Source organism: Parendozoicomonas callyspongiae (assembly GCF_023502345.1).
GTDB lineage: Bacteria > Pseudomonadota > Gammaproteobacteria > Pseudomonadales > Endozoicomonadaceae > Sansalvadorimonas > Sansalvadorimonas callyspongiae.
In genome coordinates this window covers 1-19,895 of sequence record NZ_JAMFLX010000037.1, presented here as the reverse complement: position 1 = coordinate 19,895, position 19,895 = coordinate 1, and the positions used below count along the sequence as shown (strand labels likewise).

The window sequence follows — 19,895 nt, the reverse complement described above, 5'->3', positions numbered from 1 at the left end:
AAGCCGCACCCGGAGGACATTCACAACCCTTCCTGGCGTCAAGCCACATGTAGGCCAATGAGCCGATTAATAGATTGTGAGCGAACCTATGGGTGTTATTTTTTCGGGACGGCCTCCCGTGAAAGCATAAAAATCAACGTTCTGGCACTGTCGGCATGAGACAGCAGTGCCGACTTCCCAAGGGCAGAAGTCGGCACGCCAGAAAAACTCAACAACTCAAGCGACAGAAGAACTCTGTCTACCTGAATTAGTACTCACAGGACTTGGTGTCTTCCCAGTTGTGAACCTTGATGTCACCTGCGACGATCTTGGCACGGATGTCCTGTACTTTTGCAATATCTTCTTCAGACAGCAGAGGACGATTGAATTCGTCCAGAGCCCAGTCAACACCGTTCTCTTTCAGACCAACAACCTGCAGACCAGGAGTGAACTTGCCTTTCATTTCGTCTTCGAAAGCAGACTTAACAGCAACGTCAACACGCTTAACCATGGAGGTCAACATCTTGCCGGGGTGCAGGTAGTTCTGATTGGAGTCAACACCGATAGCCAGCTTGCCAGCATCAACTGCAGCCTGGTAAACACCTACGCCAGTACCGCCAGCAGCGGCGTAAATGATGTCAACTCCCTTGTCGAACTGTGCACGTGCCAGTTCGCCACCCTTGGTAGGATCGTTCCATGCGGAAGGAGTAGTACCGGTCATGTTCTGCAGAACATTGATGTCCTTGCTGATGTACTTGGCGCCCTGCTCATAGCCACAGCCAAACTTACGGATCAGAGGAATGTCCATACCGCCGATGAAACCAACGGCGTCGTGTTCAGTCTTCATAGCTGCCAGAGCACCTACCAGGAAGGAACCTTCCTGTTCTTTGAAGACAACGGAACGTACGTTAGGCAGATCAACAACGGCGTCGATCAGTACGAAGTGAGTCTTGGGGAACTGCTTGGCAACTTTTTCTACGATTGGAGCCTGCTGGAAGCCAGCGACAACGATCGGAGAGAAACCACGCTGGGCGAAACGCAGCATTACCTGCTCACGCTGACCTTCGTTGGTAATTTCGAAATCAGTGTACTTGATGCCGGTTTCCTTACGGAAAGCTTCAGCACCGCTGTAACTGGCCTGGTTGAAAGAACGGTCGAATTTACCGCCCATATCATAGATAACAGAAGGTTTAATTTGTGCCTGGGAGACGGCAGCGATGGCGCTCAGAGCGAGGCCAGCAACGACTTTGAAAGTGGTCTTCATCTGTGGCTTCCATGTGTGTGTTAGCACCGCGTATGATGTTTGCTTTTGTAAAATACAGACACAGACACAGATCAAAAGAGGTGCGAAAAGTTTGTATTATTATTGAAAACAAACACAAATAAACACATACATACCACTGACAAAAAGCTTACAAATTCACTTTCTACTTAAGTTTTTCTACAGCATCTGGTAGTTCCGATAGAGAATTAATAACTACATCAGGCTGTATTGGTGCTGTTTCACACTCCTGATTCTTCGGATTAAACCAGATGGTCTTCATTCCAACTTCAGCAGCCCCCTGAACATCAGTAATCAGGTTGTCACCCACATGAATAACATCTTTTGATGACACTCCAGCCAGACTCAATGCCTTAAGAAAAACTTTCGGATCAGGCTTGCTTCGGTTCAGATCTTCGGCACTGACAGTAAACTGAAAATATTGTCCCAGCCCCAGCTGATTGACATCGGCATTACCATTAGTGATAACTGCCAGAGAAAAATGAGAAGACAATATCTTCAACATCTCTTCCACGCCCTCAAAAAGATCAACCTGATGGCGCCAGTGATGAAAAACCCCAAAAGCCTGCTCAGCTATCTCCCTGGCTTCCTGATGTGTATAGCCAACACCTTCCAAGGCTCTCTGCATTCCGGTCACCCGCACTTCACTAACACGGTGTGCAAGTTCGGGATCTTCTTCCCTTAACCGGTTTTTCATGGCATCAAGAGACGCAGCATCATGGTGCTGAAGCAGCTCCGGACAACGGTTAAACAGCCATTCATACCCTTCCTGAACCGCACGGCGAATAACAGGACCGTTGTCCCAGAGAGTGTCATCAAGATCGAAGGTAATCAGTTTTATCACGGTATAGGTCTACGGTTATCAGGCTGTCTCTGTTTCAGAAATAGGGGCACCTTCAGACAAATTCAACTTCTCTGCCCACGATTTACCTGCTGGCAGCTGGAAAATCACATCCCCACGATGGATTTCCTGACCACAGCAATCACAAACCAGATCAACCGCAAAAGGCCGATGACCACATTGATGGTTTAGTTCAATTGTTGTTTCATCGCTATTTTCCAGCCACTGATGTCCCCATTGATGCAGAGCGATAACCAATGGGTAAAGATCGTAGGCTTTAGGGGTCAGCTTGTAGGAATACCTTGCTGGGTGTTCCTGATATTGAATTCTTTCCAGAAGCTTATTTTGAACAAGTTTCTTCAGGCGACTGGTCAGAATATTTGTGGCGATATGCAGCTTGTGCTGGAATGTATCAAACCGGTCAGCGCCCATAAAAGCGCCAGCAAGAATCAATGATGTCCACCTGTCACTGACAGCATCAATCACACGAAACAGCGGGCGGTCTGGGTCGGGCTGGTTTGCACTCTTTCTTCCCTGGCGTCGCTGTTTTGGTAGCGCGATGTGTTCAGACAGTGCACTTTCATTAACCATATAGCTGACATCGGATGCCTGAACGGGTTCCCTGCAGCCATGACAGGAAAACACTGGCTGCATAATACTCCGGCATGTCTTGTGAATCAGCACTCTGGGGAGAGGAGAGGCTTCACTGTTTGCCCACTTCACTTCCCACATCCATGCAGCAACAGCGAGAGGATAAATAGCCAGCCCTTTCTCCGTTAATCGATACTCATGACGACGGGACTGGTTAACCTGCCGACGGTGCAAAACACCGTTATCATCAAGACTTTTCAGCCGGTCTGTCAATGTTCCCCTGGACGCCCCTGTGCTTCTCAATAGTTCTTCAAAACGATGAAGCCCAAGAAACATATCTCTCAGTATCAGGTAACTCCATTGGTCACCGACAATGTTCAGCGATTTGGCTGTGGCGCTGGCTGTAATAAAAGACAATGGTGATTTCATAACATCCTTATTCCACCATGAAAGTGCCCAAACACTATCAACTCATAATATTTCTATCAGCCTTAATCTGTTTCAGCCAGTGCACGTTTAACTATTTTACCGACCGGGTTGCGCGGCAGGGCTGACAGAAACACAACCTTCTCCGGCAGTTTGTACTTCGCCAGCTGACAACCTGCGAGATAGCCTTTGACTTGATCTTGAGTCACTGGTTTTTCAGGTGCTGTAACAACATAAGCAGCTACCCTTTCCCCCATAATCGGGCAGGGATAACCTGTCACTGCTGCTTCAGCAATATGCTCATGGGCATTGAGCAGAGCTTCAAGTTCACTGGGGGCGATATTCATCCCTCCTCGTATAATCAGCTCTTTACACCTGCCGGTAAAACGGTAGAAACCGGTTTGCTCTTTATCCATTTCAAAAAGATCACCAGTACAAAAGAAACCATCATCCGTGAATGACTGACGCTGGATACCATCGGCTCCAAAATAACCATTAAAGACTCCGGGACCCTTTATCTGCAGCTCGCCCGTCATCCCGGGTTTATTAACAAGCTCTCCCGTTTCAGGGTTTACGAGACGAGACTCCAGTATGGAATTTTTCTTTGGGAACAGACGCGCCCTGGCCTCCGGATTCTCTGAATGAGCAGGACCACAAAGAAGAGAGGTTCCTTCATTGGAGCCAAAGTGATTGATGATCTCAATATCAAAACGCTCTTTATAACCCTCCACCATCCAGCTATCTAATGGTGCTGACCCTGAGCCAATAGCCCGAAGGCCTGACAGGTCGACAACTTTCAGCAGGTCTTCATTTTTCAAAAGAGCATTTAATAAGGCTGGAGGAGCGAGTGTATAGCTGATCTGCTCAACAGCAATCTGCTCAAGATAAACGGGCAAATCCAATGGATGATGGAGAACCAATTTTCCCCGGCACAGCAGCCAGCTAAAAAACAAACCTCCAATAGCGGCCATATTGATCAGAGGAAATGGGTTAAGGAGATTCTCCTGAGGTTCAATTTGTGAACTCTCAAACGTCATGCGTCCAATAGCTTTCCACTGGTTATGTGAGCGAGGAATACCTTTAGGGTCAGCCTCTGTTCCTGAAGTCCAGCAGATTGTGAATACTTCATCGGCTGACTGCTCAATTTCAGCCAGATAGTTGTTTAGTGATGAGGTAGCGTTTGGTTCAATGAGCTGTTCTATACATTGAGGGTAATCAGCAGACTCAAACCATGGGAGAAGCAAAGGAGCACGCTCTAACTGGTGATTCACCTGCTCCAAAGCTGTTTGCAGATGCCCCATCATATCTTTTCCGGCAAAAGCTCCGATTCCAATAATGGCTTTGGGCTGCAGGGTTGCAATAATGTAGCCCAGTTCATGCTCTCTATACTGCATGGCAACCGGACTGATAATGCACCCGATACGTGAACAGGCAAGATAAAGAGCCACAAGTTCAACAGTATTCGGCATTTGGATCAGCAGAATATCTCCCTGCTGCAATCCCTGACCCAACAGTACTTCTGCGACCTGATTAACGTAATTATCAAGCTCTGAAAAACTCAGCCGGCGGGGAGGCTGACCGACAAGGTCATTTTTATTGGAAGGATCAACAAGGGCTGTGGCATCAGGTCTGAGGCCAACCGCTTTATGAAAAATGTCATGGATCTTTTTATCATCCCAGGCACCCTGGGCATAATAGTCACGGATATTTTCCGGTGATGATGTAATCATTCCACTGCCTTTCTTATTGTTATTATTTTAGGCTGTTTATAAACGTATTGCGTTTGCTATAGCTCTGGCAATTATTTTTCCCTGAGAGTTCTTGATTGTGCCCTCCGTGGCAAACATTCTTTTCCCTGCATGATCAACGCGCCCTTCTATCAACAGGGTTTCATTTTCATCCATGACCGGGCGTATAAATTTCACACTTAAATCTGTCATGGTATGGCCTTCACCAACATCCAGTGTGGTCATCACAGCTGAGCCCATTGCTGTATCCAGCAGCGAAGCCATGATTCCTCCATGCAATGAGCCAATCAGGTTTACATGTCTTGATTTTGGTGTGTATTCGCAGGACCAGTAACCTGTTTTATAACTGAGCACTTTGTACCCAAGGTTATCGGCCATACCAAAACGCTCTGGCAATGACTCAAAGTATTCCAGACGCTGCAAACCTGTCAGCTCTTTTATCAAATGTCGTGTATCAGTTTTATCTGGCATATTCTGCAGGTACTTGTTGTTTTTCTATCACTTTACGCACATCTTTGCGCACAACCTTTCCGACTGGATTCCTCGGTAATGACTGAAGCAGATATATCTGTTTCGGTGTTTTTACCGGCCCCAGCTTTTCTTTGAGCTGATGAATAATCTGATTTTGATCAAGCCGGCTTTGCTCTGTTAGACAGACAGCCGCTTCCAGCTTTTCTCCCCAGTAATCATCTTCAGTAGAAAACACCACGCACTCTCTAATGCCGTCGATAGCCATCAGGGCATCTTCCACCTCAGCCGGGTAAATATTGAACCCACCAGAGATAATCACATCACTGGCTCGCCCCTTAATAAACAGGTAACCCTCATCGCTCAGATAACCCAGATCACCAGTAAGCAGCCAGTGGGACTCTGATTTAGTAAAAACCTCTTGTGTTTTTTCAGGCTGACCAAGATAGCCAGACATAACAATATCTCCCCTGGCTGCTATCTCTCCAACCTGCCCGGCTGGAAGCGGATTGTGATTCTTATCCAGAATGGCAATGTCACAGAAAGGCCCGGCTCTACCAACTGACTCCTGGAGATCTGGTCGTGTCATTGCTTTTGGTGGCAATGCCGAAATCACCATTGGCGCTTCTGTCTGGCCATAAACCGTCGACAGTTTTCTACCCAAGATATCCAGAGCCTGCTGAATTCTCGGCAGCGGCATGGGCGCTGCACTGTAGGTCAGGTGTCGTAGAGAGGGAAAGGTCGCTGAAGTTGTGTTCGGATCATCCAGAAGCTTGTAAATCAGGGTAGGAGGCATAAAGCTAACCGTTGCTCCCTGTTCTGAAAAACCTTGCTGAATACTGGCAATATCAGGTGTTTCCAGAAGAAGGTGCCTCCCCCCCACTGCAAGTATGGGCAAAACATAGTGGGACGCACCATGGCTCAAAGGCGCAACTGCAAGGTTGCAGTCATCACCGTTGAACTCAAACACTGTAAGCAGGCTCTGCATCACTGCCATCATATTGCTGCAGCTCTGCATTACACCTTTAGGTTCACCCGTTGAACCACCAGTAAACTTGATAGCCAGAATATCGTCTGGACCAATACTGGCAGGCTTGAATTGCTGATCCATAAACTGCTCTATCAAAGCCTGACAACTGTTCCCATCCTTCGAATCAAGCAACAACACCTTATAAGAACCATCTGGGATCTCACTCTGGCTTTCACAGTCAGCAATAACCATTGAGAGCTGACTTTTTTCAATCAACTTCTGGTTCAGGGTACGTCCGTTCTTGGGGTTAATCGGAACCCACACCAGGCCAGCCGAAAGAATCGCCAGATAAGCCACCAGATTGTCGGCACAGTTTCTGGCGCATAAGCCAATTCGTTTATTGTCAGGAGCCTGCTGCGTTAAACCTGTAGCGAGAGCCTGTACACGAGCCAGAAGTTCTGAATAAGTCAGAACCTGCCGACTATCCTGAGCTGCAATCCCCTCAGGATTTAATGCAACACCCTGACAGAGGGCTTCATAGGGGCTTAGAACCTCATGAACCTCAGCCATTTGATCTTCCCCCTTCAAGTACAGTCACAACTGTGGCGGCTTCCTCGCATTCATAAAAGCCACCACCATTTTCTGCAACTGCTATTCGGGCATTTTCAACCTGTCGTTTACCAGCCTCCCCGCGAAGTTGTGTCACAAGCTCAAAAAGCTGGATGATGCCTGTTGCCCCTACAGGGTGGCCCTTGGATACCAGCCCACCCGAAGTATTCACAGGAACTTTGCCACCAAGTGAGGTATGCCCCTGCTCACTGAGTGCACCGCCTTCCCCGGAAGGGCAGAGACCAAGATTTTCAATCTGCTGGATCTCAGAAAATGCTGTGGCATCGTGAACTTCAGCAAGGTCTACATCCTTTGCGTCAATCTGTGCCTGCTCATAAGCCTTCAGACTAGCCAGCCGACCAATATGATTTTGGAAATCTTCGGGTTGACGATCTGTTCCGCTGACCAGACTGATACCCCGAATACGCACAGCACGTTTTTTCATAAACCGTGGTAATGCCTTTTCCGAACAGATAATGGCAGCCGCACCGCCATCAGAAATCGGGGCACACATGGGCAGTGTCAGAGGCCAGCTGACCAGCCGCTCTTTGAGCACCTCTTCGACAGTGACAGCATGCTGATACTGGGCAAGATGGTTAAATGTGGAGTGCCAGTGATTTTTGCTCGCAACCGCAGCAATCTGCTTCTGGGTTGTGCCAAATGTTTCCATATGGAGCCGGGCCTGCGCGGCATAGCTGTCCATAAAAAAGCTGCGCTGGCCTGTATCAATATTCTGGAACTGTTCAGGAATCAGGTCCTGGCCCATGGTTGTTATTTTCTGGCGAAACTCTTCCAGCCGGTGAATATCTGTTCCCCCCGAGAAGGCCTTGAACATCGCCTCCCTTTTTTCCGGAAAGAACATTTTCTCTCCACTGGCAACAAGAGCCACATCACAAAATCCGGCTTTGATATGGGCAACAGCCTGCAGCGATGCCGATGAGCTTGAAGCGCAGGCATTCTCAACATTGGTAACAGGTATTCCCTGAATTCCCAGGGGACGAAGTGCACATTGCCCTCGAATGGTATTCTGTCCTTCCAGAGCCCCCTGCCGGGTGTTGCTGAACCAGGCTGCCTCAATATCAGATATAGAGGCTCCGGCATCTTTCAAAGCGCCGTGAACAGCCTCACGGGTAAAATCCTTAACTGATTTTTCCGGAAACTTCCCCAGGGCAGTTGATGCAATGCCCACTACAAATACATCTGTCATCAGATAGTCCCAGTTTTTCTATTTACCATGGAAATGCCCACCGCATTTTCATTTTTTGAAGTGGGCATTTCCCGCTCATGGCTGTTTGGTTTGGGAAGCTGGCTTTTTTCTCTGCACAACTCTAAAACGGCGGGTAACAAACGCCAGATCAGTCAAACAGGCATTACCTGCCGGATTCAGGCCGGTTACATGGTAGTCGCTGTAGGCTGCAGCAAAGTTGATTGGCATATGCATCAGATTGCAGGCAACAGAAGCTCCTGCATCGTTGTAGGCATCCTGAGCTTTTTCCAGAAACTCATCATCCACGGAATAAATATGTGATGTTATGGCTCCGCACTCTCTGGCATCTTTTGTGGCGGCAGCAAGGCAGTCATCTGCTGCCTCCCCTTTAATCACAAACGAAACAGGGCCAAACAGTTCGCTGCGGTACATACCCTGTTCCTTTTGAGTAACCTCAATTATCAGAGGTGTCGCTGTGCGGGCATCAGGAAAATCAGGATGGTTGTAAGAACCGGATGAACGAAGGATTTTCCCTTTCTCTATCCCTAACCCCTGCATACGGTCAAGGGTTGCATAGATTTCGTCGGTGACCAGGGCTCCACAGAGGAATGAGGCCATCTTGGGTTCAGCAAGGTATTCCTCAACGGCTTCAACCAATTGGTTTGCAATTTCATCAAAGCTCACCTGCTCACCTTTCACCCGAATACCATCAGCGGGAATATGAATATTCTGCACACTGGTACACATCTGGGCTGATGCCTGACAGAGCGAATGGGCAATCGCCCTGGTCATTCCATGAAGATCATCTGTGGATTCAATCACCACAGAGTTACAGCCAGCAGTTTCCGTATAAACCTGAGCTTTACGGCAGTTGTCTTCAATCCACTGACCAAACCCGGGGCTGCCGGTGAAATCAATAATGGCTGTATCGGGATGTTCCAGCAGAGGCATTGTGGCAGGTTCATCTCTGGTATCCGCCACCATGGTGACCAGATTCGGGTCAAAGCCAGCGTCCACCAGCACTTCCCGGCAGGCTTCTACCACCAGAGCAACTGGCAGAATGGCTGAGGGATGTGGCTTCATAACCACAGGATTGCCCGTCGCAAGACTGGCCATTAGTGCGGGACAACCATTCCACAGAGGAAAGGTGGCACAGCACACAGCCACGCTGACACCTACAGGAACAATGCGAAACTCCTTCTCAAGAGCCGCTGTACCTTCTGCGCCAAAACGTCGTTCCCAGCGAGCACTGACCGGAACATCTTTCATAGCTTTGTAGGCATAAGCCAAAGCTTCCAGTCCGCGATCAAGAGCATTAGCCCCACTGCCAGCAAAGGCCATAATGAAACTTTGCCCTGAGGTGTGCATGGTCGCGTGAGCATTTTCAAACAGCTGATCAGCGCATCGCTCCAGCATCTCCATACAAAGCCCAACGCGGGTTTGCACATCAGTTTTTCTCCAGCTGTTCATTGCTTCCTGAACAGCCGGATAGAGTTCATCAGCCTGAATTTTCGGGTAAGTAATACCAAGAGGCTTTTGCGTGTAAGGTGAAACTTCCGCTCCCGTTTCACCACACTGTCCAGACATGGCATGGCTGAAACGGAAAGGCTTGTTCAATCGGTTCTGGAAGCTTTCTTTTCCGGCTGTAGGTTTTTCTGTGCCGTGAATTTTACTGCTTGGGCTTTCCTTGTAGGCCGTCCATGCATAACGATGCAGGCAGGCATCAAGTGCCTTTTCAAGTTTTTCCTGATGCTTCTCAAAATAGACAGACATGCTTTTTTATTCTTGTTTTTATGACTTTCATTAGAAGACTAATTTTTTGCAATGCAACTTGCAACCATCAAAACCCAAGCTTGGTGACCGACAATCTAACTGTTGAAGAGTGTAGCTTCGTTATATTAGTCTAATAAAGAAAGTTACAATTCTAATTCTTTTAGCAAGTAAATCAGCGCTTGCTGAGACACCGGATAATAATAAGAAAGGAATACAAAGGAGTCCCGTCATGCTTAACGTGATCAGTGAACTGTCCCGTGTTTTAGACTCTAAGGGCAATCCTTACCTTGAAGATATGCACACGCCAGCCTCCAGGGAAATTGAAGCAACTGAGCTGGAAGTTATTGGTGAAATTCCCAAGGATTTAACCGGCGTTTATCTGCGCAATGGTCCCAGTCAGCGCTGGCAGCCCAAGGGGGTTTATCACTGGTTTGATGGTGACGGCATGATGCATGGTGTTGAAGTACGTGATGGTAAAGTTTCCTACCGAAACCGCTGGACCCAGACCCTGGGCCTGAAGCAGGAAAATGAAGCTCAGCACAGTATCTGGCCGGGCCTGATTGAACGACCAGATCGCTCTATTCAGGGATGGGGTTCCAATGGCGGCCTGAAAGACTCCTCCAATACTGATGTTGTTCTGTTCAACGGCAAACTGTTGAGCATGTTCTATCAGTGTGGTGAGGCCTACCAGCTAGATCCCAGAACACTGGAAACCACAGGCAAAATCGATCTTAAGGGAATGGGTGCCCGCACCCTGTCTGCTCACTCCATGGTCGATGAAAACACCGGGGAGCTGATTTTCTTTGATTATGGAACCACCGCGCCCTATATGACCTATGGCGTTCTGGCTCCCAACGGTGAACTCGCCCACTTCACACCCATTGATTTACCAGGCCCGCGCCTTCCCCACACTTTATCGATCACTGAGAACTACACCATCCTGATGGATCTTCCCCTGTTCTGGAATGAAGAGTTGTTGAAAAGGGATGTCCAGAAAGTTGAGTTCCATCATGAGCTGCCCTCACGTTTTGGCGTTATTCCCCGCTATGGCAATAGCGATGCCATTCGCTGGTTCGAGTGTGATCCAACTTATATCTATCACATGGTCAATGCCTGGGAAGAAGGGGATGAGATTATCCTGGATGTCTGTAAAACTCATACTCCCGAGCCCACCAAATCCCTTCCGGGGCCATATGGCAATCTGTTGGCATGGCTGAAGATTGACCCCACCTATGTGCGCTACCGTTTCAACCTGAGAACCGGGGAAGCCAAGGAAGAAGCCATGCACGATATCTTCACAGAATTCCCGGTAGTGAATGGACGTTACTACGGTCGTAAAACCCGGTTCAGTTACCATGTAGGTTTTGCTGATGCTCCCACAACCTTGTTTGACAGCATTGTGAAATACGATATTGAACAGGGAACCACCAGTAAAACCGTGTTTGGTGATCACCGTTACGGTTCAGAACCTGCGTTTGCCCCCCGCGACAACTCCCAGAGTGAAGACGATGGCTATGTCGTCACCCTGGTGAATGATTTGAATGAAAAGCGGGGTGAGTTCCAGATTTACGATGCCCAGAATATTGAGCAGGGGCCTCTGGCAAGAGTTATTCTGCCTCAGCCAGTACCAAGTGGTTTCCATGCCTGCTGGGCACCTGGTGATATTCTCCAGAAGACAATGGCTGACTGGTAACAGTATCAAGTTGTACTTTTCAGAATTATAAAGAGATAAAAATGAAAACAGCTTATATCTACGATGCCATTCGTACACCACGGGGTATCGCCAAAGAGAGTGGAAGTCTCCATGACCTGACCCCACTCGATCTGCTGGCACCACTGTATAAAGCTCTAGAACAACGAACCGGGCTGAACCCAAAAAATGTGGATGATGCGATTCTGGGCTGTGTCACCCAGCATGGGGAACAGGCAGGCAATATTGCCAAAACATCTGTTATGAATGCAGGCTGGCCTGCCTCCATTCCCGGTATAACGGTCAATCGTTATTGCTCATCCGGAATGGACGCCATACAGCTTGCAGCCATGAAGATCATTTCCGGTGTTGATGATCTTGTTATCGCTGGCGGTATTGAAATGATGTCCCGCGTGCCCATGATGTCAGATAACCCCGCTCCATTTACAGATATACCACTCGCCACAAAGATTGGAATGATGCCGATGGGTATAGGTGCTGACCTTATTGCTTCTCAATATGCTGTCAGCCGCCAACAGGCCGATGAAATCGCATTGGCCAGCCAGAAGAAAGCTATACAGGCTCAGGAGGAAGGTCGCTTTTCATCCATTATTCCCATTCACAATCCGGTTAAAGATATAACTCTTGAGCATGATGAGGTGACAAGGGCTGATTCCAGTATGGAAACCTTGTCAGCTTTAAAACCCTCTTTTCAGAAGATGGGAGCTATGGGTCTGGATGATGTCTTGAAGAAAGCTTACAAGCTTGATGCTATTAATCACGTCCATACCCCTGGCAGCTCTCCCGCCATGGCAGACGGCGCTGCTCTTTTATTAATAGGATCAGAGGAGGCAGGGCGTTTATTAAACCAGCAGCCAAGGGCAAAAATCACAGCATTAACCAATATCAATGATGACCAGAATACCGTTGTCAGCGGTTGCGTTGCTGTCACTAAGAAGTTGCTGAATAAACAGGGATTGAGTGTCAGTGATATCGACCTGTTTGAGATTCACGAAGCCTTTGCCGCAACAATGGTCAAATGCCAGAAAGATCTTGAAATACCGGCAAATAAATTAAACGTAAATGGTGGATGTATCGCTTTAGGGCACCCGCTTGGAGCAACGGGAGGAATTCTTGCCGGCACTCTGCTCGATGAACTTGAGCGCCAAAACCTACGTTATGGCATTGCTGCCAGTAGTGGGGCTGCTGGCGCTGGTAGCGCCATTCTTATAGAACGACTGTCGTTTGAAGAAAAATCTGACAATAAATAGGCTTTCATGCCAAAGGTCTCAGAAGTGAAGCATAAATCGACAACATTCTTCCTGAATCATATCGTGACAAAAGCAGCCCTTAAGAAATAAGTGCTACAGAAGCTTTACAGCTTTGCGTGACATAATGAAAACATGAATATCATGACATATAGTTATGCTTGAATTGATAGAAGCCATAAGAAAGGCTCTAAAGCTCGAGACTGATGGAGGAACTACCTATCCGGTAAGATAGTGGGCACTGTATACACTTTATTATGGGATTTCCATTAGCGTTTTAATGTCAATGCTCTGTTTTGCCTTAACAGCCTGGTACACAAGCTCTACTAATCTCATCTTTTCATTATTCTGAACAGTGAGTATCGGGCAAAACTGAAAACGCAGATGAAATAAATACTGGAATGGATTGCTGATACCTCCACCAAGGCGAATAGTATGAGGAATACAGCTCTCCATATGCATATGTTCACAGGGGTGAAATATCAGGGTGTCCAGTACAGCACTCACATCTTCTTTAGTAATTGTCGCCAGGGCTTTACTTTTCTCAGCGTTTTGCCCACCTAAAAACGCACCAAGCGGTATGCGATAATAGCGAACCGGGTCGACATGCTGTGACCAGCGAAAAGGCTCGGGAAAATCATCTGTATAGTGGGTAAAATCTATCGCATAGTATCCATCGTCACGGATATCACAAAGACATGTGATACATAGCTCATCTGCAGTAATTTCATACTTCCCATGTTTACGTGTAAACGGGTTCTGAGGAACTCTCCAAAAGCCAGCAAGGCTGCCAACGAGGCCAAAAACCCATTGATTTTGCTCTTTTTCTGTTGATGGAGAAAAGAGTAACTCGATAACTTTCTGACAAAGATAAGCACGCCGTTTTTTTACATCCATACTATCCATGCTTCACCTTCTTCAGGTACTGCAAAACGGCTTTGAGGCTGTTTACCATAGACCCTGGGGCACTTTCGTCTACCTCTTCAACGAGATCGGAAAAAAACGTTATATCAGCCTGAATATCTTCTTCGGAAAGGCTTCCCAGCAGTTCATCATCGAGAATGTAAATCTCAAAAAGCTGCCGGAGTTGTGTCCAGTGTGACAAGTAACTCTTGAGTACTTTCTCGGGTATCCACCAGATCATCTGACTAAAAATGAAGGCATCACGTTGTGAATCCAAAGCAGTCAGCTGTTTCGGTGTCCATTGCTCACCAAAATCAAGGGAGTAAATATCTATAGAGGTATTCGTATCCTCTGCAAGAAGGTCATCCAGAGCTTCCAACGGGGACTCGGTACTACCTCCAGGCAAAGACAAATGTTTGCAAGCTTGATATTCAAAGGTATTGGCTTTGGCAAAAAGATAGTCCCGAGCCGGTTGCACTAACTCAGCATCCCTATAAGCGATGATCACTCGGTCAGCCCTATCTTTTGACAACAAAGCTGCTGCGAGAACATCAAGTATCTCTGCCAGATTCAACTCCAGACCATGGTCCAGGTTCAGCTGATCAAGTGTTGCCTGATGACTTTTCCAGCTTGTTGGAAGGGAAAGCCCTTGAGCACTCTGGTCGTGAATATCAGCATAATGTTTGAGAAGAATCTTCTCTGGTTCATCTGGTGCTTGAGGTTTATTGAATATTGTTTCAATGAGCCTGTTAACTGTGACAGGCCAGAGACCATTTTTGTCTGGCTGATCTGTGATCAGTATCCAGTTGCCATACAGAGCCCTTAAAGCTGTTTCTTTGTCACCAGGCAACATAAACATATTAGACAGGAGGGATGAATCCTTCTTAACAACATCAATAAGGCCATCAGACGGTTTATCGGCGTAGAGAAAGTAGTCCAGTTCTGTCGCAAGTACTGCACGAGCAAAACAATCATCACCAGCGATGCGTTGTTTTTTTGCCTCCAGATAATGAACCAGTAGACGCAGCGCCTGCCGGGGGTTACCGCTGGCATGATCTGCCAGATGCTTAATCAGATTGTCATGAATGGATGTGCTATAAACGCCCATTCTTTTGCGTATTAGCGCCTGCATTTGTTCATCAGTACAAGCTGTCAGGCACAATTTTTCTGTTCGACTGAATGCACCGCTCACTTCTTTTAAAAATAGGTGCACGGCATTAACTTCAAAAAGCGTTTTGAAGCTTGCTAGTGTATTCAAAAGGTTCTGAATACTAATAAAGGCAGCCCCGGACGTAGTGAACTTATCTATGCCTGATGCCAAAATGAACAACGGCTTCTTCTTTTGAACTGTTATGGCTTTTGCAATGTCAGTAAGTACACCATTGATATAATCGGTGTCTTGTTCAAACTCGGCTATTACTGACCGTCGCAAGCGATGAGCTGCCAATGTACGTTTTGCCGGTGACAACACAGTGTGCAGAGTTTCCCAAGTCGAACATTCTGCATGATTGAGCTCTTCGGGTAGGCTGATTTCTGACAGGTCAACCTGAAACTTCAAAGCCGCTGCAATAAACCCTGCAAGAGCAATCCCGTAGAACTCCCCCTGCTTGGGATTTATACTTTCGTGGTCAAAGTGCAGGGTTATATCAGGTGTAACGCCAGCATCGCTCAAAACCTTATTAATCAGAGTGGTTTTCCCGGTACCAATCTGTCCACCCAGCCTTAATGGTACTGTGCCGTTGTTCAGCCAGAAGTTCAGTTCTTCTGTTTCTTTTGGGAACAGATCCAGGTGGAGTATGTCGAAGTCCTGCTGCCCTTTCAGAGGAACCCCTTCATCGAGGTTAATGCCCTGTGGGTTACGCTTCATGGTTCTCTCCGGCTTTGACGCCGCATATTCTCAATAATTCGGATAAAGTCTGGAGCTGCTACAGATTCCTGCCATCGACTCCAGAAATCAACAGTCGCACTGAGGGGTTTATCTGCCGGGGGATGGATTTTTATCCGGCTGGGTAACAAAACAGAGTCTCCAACAACCAACGCTTCACCAACGTCCATCACTGGTAGTGCCTCTAGCAGGCTTTCCAGGCTCTCAGGTAACATTTTCTTAACGGTATTCTGGTCATCGCCATTGGTTAGCCGTAGGGCAATAACATTGTTGCACTGGCTTAAAACGGTTTCACTGACATCGGAGGGACGTTGACTGACAATCATAAGTGCCACACCGTACTTACGTCCTTCTTTGGCAATTTTTTCAAAGGCTTCAACTGCGCGTTTTTCAACGGGGTTCATCTGCCCTCTGGGTAAATATAGATGCGCTTCATCGCACACCAGCGCTATAGGACGTCGCTGTTCGTGATTGGTCCAGAACTGGATTTGATAGAGCAGTCTGGCCACAAGTCCAATAACCACTGGCAGGATATCACTGGGCACTTCCGAGAAGTCGATGATTTTTATTTGGCTGTTTGTATCAGTAAAACCAGCCAGCTTTTCAGCAAAGGCTGCCAATGCATCATAATCGTTGGCTGTATCTGGTGCTTGAAACATGAAGCCGTAACGGCGGTCATTTAACTTACTGTTTAATCGCAGTAGCAGCCGGCTGAACTGCCCATAAAATGCACCTTGCTTTAACCCTCTCGCACCCTGCACCATTTCTTCATTCAGGTGTGTGATCTTGGCGATTACATTCTTGATATCAAAGGGAATAGGGCTATCAAGCGTAAACGCTGCAAGCACATCATGCTTTTGCAGCAGGCTCAGTGTCTTTTTCTTTTCTTCAACGACTATATCCTGAAAGGCCATTACTTGGTTGTGGGCACTGAATTCGGTACTGTCGATAAACATGGATTGCAGTTCTTCTGTATTCAGCATCCAGTACGGCAGATAGAGCACTCCATCATCTTCATTTTTTAGTTCATCCGGGCCGGGAATTCGCAGTTGCCGGGCATAACTCAAGTTTTTGTATTCACCATGCAGGTCAAACACAACCAAGTTTGAAGAACGCAGTTTAGCGCTACGTTCAAGTACCGAAGCTACTGTCCAGGATTTGCCGGAACCAGTGCTCCCGAGCAGAGCAGCATGGCGCTGGAATAGCTTATTACCATCCAGAAAGGCTGTGGCTTTCTCATCAAGGGTGAATACACCTAAATCCAGAGCATGCGCCTTTTCCGTAGAAGATGACAAAATCCCCATAAACGCTTCAAGATTCGCGTCTTTCAGGACGTAGCATTCTGCATCAATTTCAGGAACATGGTTAAGAGATCGGGAAAAGTCTGGTTTTTGATTGAGATTATTCCAGCGAGCAGTGCCCATTAAGGTCAGCTTTACTGTATTGACTACAGCCTCTTTTGGGAGAGTATCCTCGTCTTCTGTCTCATCTTCATCATTTTCCGGTTCAAGAGAGGTTGAAAGTTGCACAACGGACTTGATAACTTTGTCAATCAGCCCTATAAGCCAAGTATCCGTACCATCAGCCATGGCAATAGCAATTAGCTGATTTACCCGGGCTTTGCGGAGGTCTTTGTCGTTATCAACCAGCACTGAAACTTTTCGGGTATCGACTTCCCTGACCTGCCCCAGCAAGTAGCGTTCTTTGTCTTTTGCCTTATCAAACTCGAACAGCGCCATATCAGCTCCCTAAAATTGTTCTGGTAAATTCATCAAAGTTCCACAGCTTCTCATCATCTAAATACAACCAGTCTATATATTGGCCATTTTTTACCCGGGTGCTGTCATTACTCTCTTGTTTGCAAACTAGCCAAAGGTTAGGGCTCTCTTTTAGAATTTCTTCAATTCGAGGGTTGGTATCTCTGGTTATAATAAGCCCTTTACAGCCACCTGCCTTTAACTTGGGAATAATCCGGTTATTAACGAGTTGCGCATCGTTAAAACCAAATCCTAAAAAGAGAAACCTGTTATGCCTGTCGACCGCAGTGTCATACTTTGCCAGCAGATTGCTTCTGTTATCATGCAAAACTTTATATTTTTCTGTTCCCGGCGTAACCATTGAGCGTTTAATTTGATCTGGTACAGAAGTGATCCACCCATCGCACTGAACAGTACGACCATTCACTTCAAAGGTGTTCAGTGACCCATGAGGTTTATGAAGAACGATATGGGGTTCTTTCACCTGCACACAACGCCTATTTTTTTGTTGAAACCGCTGAAATGACCGTTTAGATTTTGTCCAGTCCAGATCGCGGCAAAATCCTCCAGTAAAACCAGTAATATAAGGGATGCCAGCTTGGCAAAAAGCATACTCACCCAAAAGGTCATAGTTAGGTGTGGCAACATGAAGTTCTTCACTGCCTGCTTTTGCAAATTTTCTGAATAACCACTGAATAAGGCAGAGGCCTGGCCACTGTTCTTCACCCGTCAGAATTTTTGGGGCGTGCTCCTGGTCGATACCGGCAACAAATGCTCCGGTAAGGTTTACGATTTTTTCAGTCAGAGCATCATCAGTGATGCAGTCCATTGCTTTCTCAAAGTTGTCTGGATACTGCTCAAGGGAGGCAAGTACGGCTTGCCATTGCCTGTTATGATCCTCACTTAACCCTGTTGCCAGCCGCTCCTTTAAGTGTTTTTCCAGAGCAGGCATGCCAAATCGTAAATCCAGTGCGCATGAGGTGCCCGTAGCAAAGAGAATAAATGGCTTTTCGTCAAAAAACTCGGTGAGCTGCTTATACGCTACATCCCTGGTCAGTTTCGGCAGCATCTAACTTTGTCATCCTTGCACTTTGCTTAAGGTGGAGTGATTTTCTCTCCTGCCAATCTTATCACTGTACTCTCTGTGCAAACAGCGGAAGCAGTAACAGGGTTTCCCTCAGTTAGATGGGCGCACTCAGAACTTATTCTTGAGCCTGTTCTAAGGGACTGGGACTTTTTACGTCAAAGCATGCAGGTTCTATATCATCGCTATCTGTTTTATGTCACGACATGCTTGTACCGACAAACAGGCTAACCGCAGGCCTGTCTACTCAACTGCCTACCCGGCAGGTTACTAAACACAACTGTCGCAAACACTAAAAGCTGACAATGAAACACAACATAAAATGACAACGGGAAGGGCATATGTTGACAACAACACCCTTCCCAAAAGTTGCCTATGAAGCCTCCCGCATCATCGCCATAACTGAATGACCCTGATCTACATACTTGCCTAATCTCTTCTGGAGAAATGCTGGCAGCTCAGTTTCAGAAATCCTCACAAACCCGGCTTTACCATAGAAGTCTTCAAGATGATCAAAAGGTAAACAGTAGCTTTTCGCCTTATTCAAAACTGGCTCTATTTGGCTCAGAAGTAAGCTCCCATAGCCATTGCTCTGTTTATCTGAGGCTATATACATACCTCTTAAAATCAATACTCCTTCCAGGCTCTCTACCTTGACAGCTCCCACAATGTTATCGCTATCTGACAGGCAATATGCCTGCTCATTTTCTCCCCATGAGCCACTGTAGCCTGCTGCCCTATAAAACTGATTAACTTTATTCTTTATCTCTACAGGAGCTTTAATAACTTCCATTTTTGCTATATCTCCAGCACCACTATCAACACACTAAACTGATAAACCTATTGGCCTCATCTCTACAGTGAAACCTGAACTTATTGCCAGCAAACCCCGTGAACAATACTTCGGACACTTTCAGGCAGCAATAGCCCCGTAGCTACTGAGCTGCTTGTAGGTGTCCGAAGTATTGTTATAAGGCAGAAGCTGTTATACGGGACAAAGAGCTGACTGGCGATGACAAAAAAACGTATCGGCAGACACACGCGAAACCTGTGGTCAATAAGTTCTTCGACTGGTGTCATCAGGAACGGCAGCGCATTGACCTGACTCCTAGTAACCCGCTAACCAAAGCTATTAATTACGCCTGCAATCACGAAATACAGATGAGGGTGTTTCTGGATAACCCGGATGTATCACCGGATACCAACCACCTGGAACGTGCCCTTCGCTGTATCCCCATGGGTCGCAAGAACTACATGTTCTGTTGGACGGAACTGGGAGCAGAGCATGTCGGCATCATTCAAAGCCTGCTGGTGAGTTGTAATACCGATCCCATAAAATAACTATTCGATAACTGCCCAACGTCGAAAGCAGAGGCTGGCTATACGGCCAGTCTCTGCAGTCAGCTTATTCCAG

Annotated in this window: 15 protein-coding genes and 1 pseudogene; 3 read left to right on the top strand and 13 right to left on the bottom strand. The window is 47.0% G+C overall.

Annotated features, from left to right (window positions below; translation table 11 throughout):
* Window positions 1–247: 247 nt before the first annotated feature.
* From M3P05_RS18565 to paaN, 8 genes are all read right to left on the bottom strand, one after another.
* Window positions 248–1,243 (bottom strand): BMP family lipoprotein, encoded by a 996-nt coding sequence (locus M3P05_RS18565; protein ID WP_249701595.1) that lies wholly within the window; start codon window positions 1,241–1,243, stop codon window positions 248–250.
* 163 nt (window positions 1,244–1,406) lie between these two features.
* Window positions 1,407–2,105 carry an HAD-IA family hydrolase gene (locus M3P05_RS18560; protein ID WP_249701594.1) on the bottom strand — a complete coding sequence of 233 codons (699 nt, stop codon included), beginning with the start codon at window positions 2,103–2,105 and terminating at the stop codon, window positions 1,407–1,409.
* 18 nt (window positions 2,106–2,123) lie between these two features.
* Window positions 2,124–3,122, bottom strand: coding sequence for a winged helix-turn-helix transcriptional regulator (locus M3P05_RS18555; protein WP_249701593.1), 999 nt, complete (start codon window positions 3,120–3,122; stop codon window positions 2,124–2,126).
* Between the two features lie 62 nt (window positions 3,123–3,184).
* Complete coding sequence (locus tag M3P05_RS18550) at window positions 3,185–4,849, bottom strand: class I adenylate-forming enzyme family protein (RefSeq protein WP_249701592.1); 1,665 nt, start codon at window positions 4,847–4,849, stop codon at window positions 3,185–3,187.
* A 36-nt stretch (window positions 4,850–4,885) separates the two neighbouring features.
* Entirely contained in the window at window positions 4,886–5,338 is a 453-nt protein-coding gene (locus M3P05_RS18545; protein ID WP_249701591.1) for a PaaI family thioesterase, read from the bottom strand.
* Window positions 5,328–6,875, bottom strand: coding sequence for a class I adenylate-forming enzyme family protein (locus tag M3P05_RS18540; RefSeq protein ID WP_249701590.1), 1,548 nt, complete (start codon window positions 6,873–6,875; stop codon window positions 5,328–5,330). The genes M3P05_RS18545 and M3P05_RS18540 overlap by 11 nt, the downstream gene beginning before the upstream one ends.
* Window positions 6,868–8,121 (bottom strand): thiolase family protein, encoded by a 1,254-nt coding sequence (locus M3P05_RS18535; protein WP_249701589.1) that lies wholly within the window; start codon window positions 8,119–8,121, stop codon window positions 6,868–6,870. Before M3P05_RS18535 ends, M3P05_RS18540 begins: the two co-directional genes overlap by 8 nt.
* A gap of 75 nt (window positions 8,122–8,196) precedes the next feature.
* The gene (gene paaN, locus M3P05_RS18530) at window positions 8,197–9,894 is read right to left on the bottom strand and encodes a phenylacetic acid degradation protein PaaN (RefSeq protein WP_249701588.1); all 1,698 of its coding nucleotides are present in this window, start codon (window positions 9,892–9,894) and stop codon (window positions 8,197–8,199) included.
* Window positions 9,895–10,123: 229 nt separating this feature from the next.
* Between paaN and M3P05_RS18525 the strand changes: the two genes are divergently transcribed.
* Both M3P05_RS18525 and M3P05_RS18520 read left to right on the top strand, forming a co-directional pair.
* On the top strand, window positions 10,124–11,587 hold the full coding sequence (locus M3P05_RS18525; protein ID WP_249701587.1) for a carotenoid oxygenase family protein: 1,464 nt from the start codon (window positions 10,124–10,126) through the stop codon (window positions 11,585–11,587).
* Between the two features lie 41 nt (window positions 11,588–11,628).
* Window positions 11,629–12,855 (top strand): acetyl-CoA C-acyltransferase, encoded by a 1,227-nt coding sequence (locus tag M3P05_RS18520; RefSeq protein ID WP_249701585.1) that lies wholly within the window; start codon window positions 11,629–11,631, stop codon window positions 12,853–12,855.
* A 252-nt stretch (window positions 12,856–13,107) separates the two neighbouring features.
* Here M3P05_RS18520 and M3P05_RS18515 read toward each other — a convergent pair whose 3' ends face one another.
* From M3P05_RS18515 to M3P05_RS18495, 5 genes are all read right to left on the bottom strand, one after another.
* Complete coding sequence (locus M3P05_RS18515) at window positions 13,108–13,758, bottom strand: hypothetical protein (RefSeq protein ID WP_249701584.1); 651 nt, start codon at window positions 13,756–13,758, stop codon at window positions 13,108–13,110.
* Window positions 13,751–15,622 (bottom strand): hypothetical protein, encoded by a 1,872-nt coding sequence (locus M3P05_RS18510; RefSeq protein ID WP_249701583.1) that lies wholly within the window; start codon window positions 15,620–15,622, stop codon window positions 13,751–13,753. The genes M3P05_RS18515 and M3P05_RS18510 overlap by 8 nt, the downstream gene beginning before the upstream one ends.
* Window positions 15,619–17,379 carry an ATP-binding protein gene (locus M3P05_RS18505; RefSeq protein WP_249701582.1) on the bottom strand — a complete coding sequence of 587 codons (1,761 nt, stop codon included), beginning with the start codon at window positions 17,377–17,379 and terminating at the stop codon, window positions 15,619–15,621. Before M3P05_RS18505 ends, M3P05_RS18510 begins: the two co-directional genes overlap by 4 nt.
* Window position 17,380: 1 nt before the next feature.
* Complete coding sequence (locus tag M3P05_RS18500) at window positions 17,381–18,466, bottom strand: SIR2 family protein (protein WP_249701581.1); 1,086 nt, start codon at window positions 18,464–18,466, stop codon at window positions 17,381–17,383.
* Window positions 18,467–18,854: 388 nt separating this feature from the next.
* A complete protein-coding gene (locus M3P05_RS18495) occupies window positions 18,855–19,274 on the bottom strand; it encodes a GNAT family N-acetyltransferase (RefSeq protein WP_249701580.1) in 420 nt (139 codons plus the stop codon).
* A gap of 188 nt (window positions 19,275–19,462) precedes the next feature.
* On the opposite strand from M3P05_RS18495, the pseudogene M3P05_RS18490 reads away from it, so the two are divergent.
* Window positions 19,463–19,822 (top strand): annotated as a pseudogene (locus M3P05_RS18490) (IS66 family transposase); the annotation flags it as partial.
* Window positions 19,823–19,895: the final 73 nt, after the last annotated feature.

Bases quoted from the DNA above. Each gene is read 5' to 3' on its own strand.
- M3P05_RS18540 (WP_249701590.1), bottom strand. From the start codon at position 6,875: ATGGCTGAGGTTCATGAGGTTCTAAGCCCCTATGAAGCCCTCTGTCAG.
- M3P05_RS18500 (WP_249701581.1), bottom strand. From the start codon at position 18,466: ATGCTGCCGAAACTGACCAGGGATGTAGCGTATAAGCAGCTCACCGAG.
- M3P05_RS18525 (WP_249701587.1), top strand. From the start codon at position 10,124: ATGCTTAACGTGATCAGTGAACTGTCCCGTGTTTTAGACTCTAAGGGC.
- M3P05_RS18555 (WP_249701593.1), bottom strand. From the start codon at position 3,122: ATGAAATCACCATTGTCTTTTATTACAGCCAGCGCCACAGCCAAATCG.
- M3P05_RS18545 (WP_249701591.1), bottom strand. From the start codon at position 5,338: ATGCCAGATAAAACTGATACACGACATTTGATAAAAGAGCTGACAGGT.
- M3P05_RS18495 (WP_249701580.1), bottom strand. From the start codon at position 19,274: ATGGAAGTTATTAAAGCTCCTGTAGAGATAAAGAATAAAGTTAATCAG.
- M3P05_RS18505 (WP_249701582.1), bottom strand. From the start codon at position 17,379: ATGGCGCTGTTCGAGTTTGATAAGGCAAAAGACAAAGAACGCTACTTG.
- paaN (WP_249701588.1), bottom strand. From the start codon at position 9,894: ATGTCTGTCTATTTTGAGAAGCATCAGGAAAAACTTGAAAAGGCACTT.
- M3P05_RS18520 (WP_249701585.1), top strand. From the start codon at position 11,629: ATGAAAACAGCTTATATCTACGATGCCATTCGTACACCACGGGGTATC.
- M3P05_RS18535 (WP_249701589.1), bottom strand. From the start codon at position 8,121: ATGACAGATGTATTTGTAGTGGGCATTGCATCAACTGCCCTGGGGAAG.
- M3P05_RS18565 (WP_249701595.1), bottom strand. From the start codon at position 1,243: ATGAAGACCACTTTCAAAGTCGTTGCTGGCCTCGCTCTGAGCGCCATC.
- M3P05_RS18515 (WP_249701584.1), bottom strand. From the start codon at position 13,758: ATGGATAGTATGGATGTAAAAAAACGGCGTGCTTATCTTTGTCAGAAA.
- M3P05_RS18510 (WP_249701583.1), bottom strand. From the start codon at position 15,622: ATGAAGCGTAACCCACAGGGCATTAACCTCGATGAAGGGGTTCCTCTG.
- M3P05_RS18550 (WP_249701592.1), bottom strand. From the start codon at position 4,849: ATGATTACATCATCACCGGAAAATATCCGTGACTATTATGCCCAGGGT.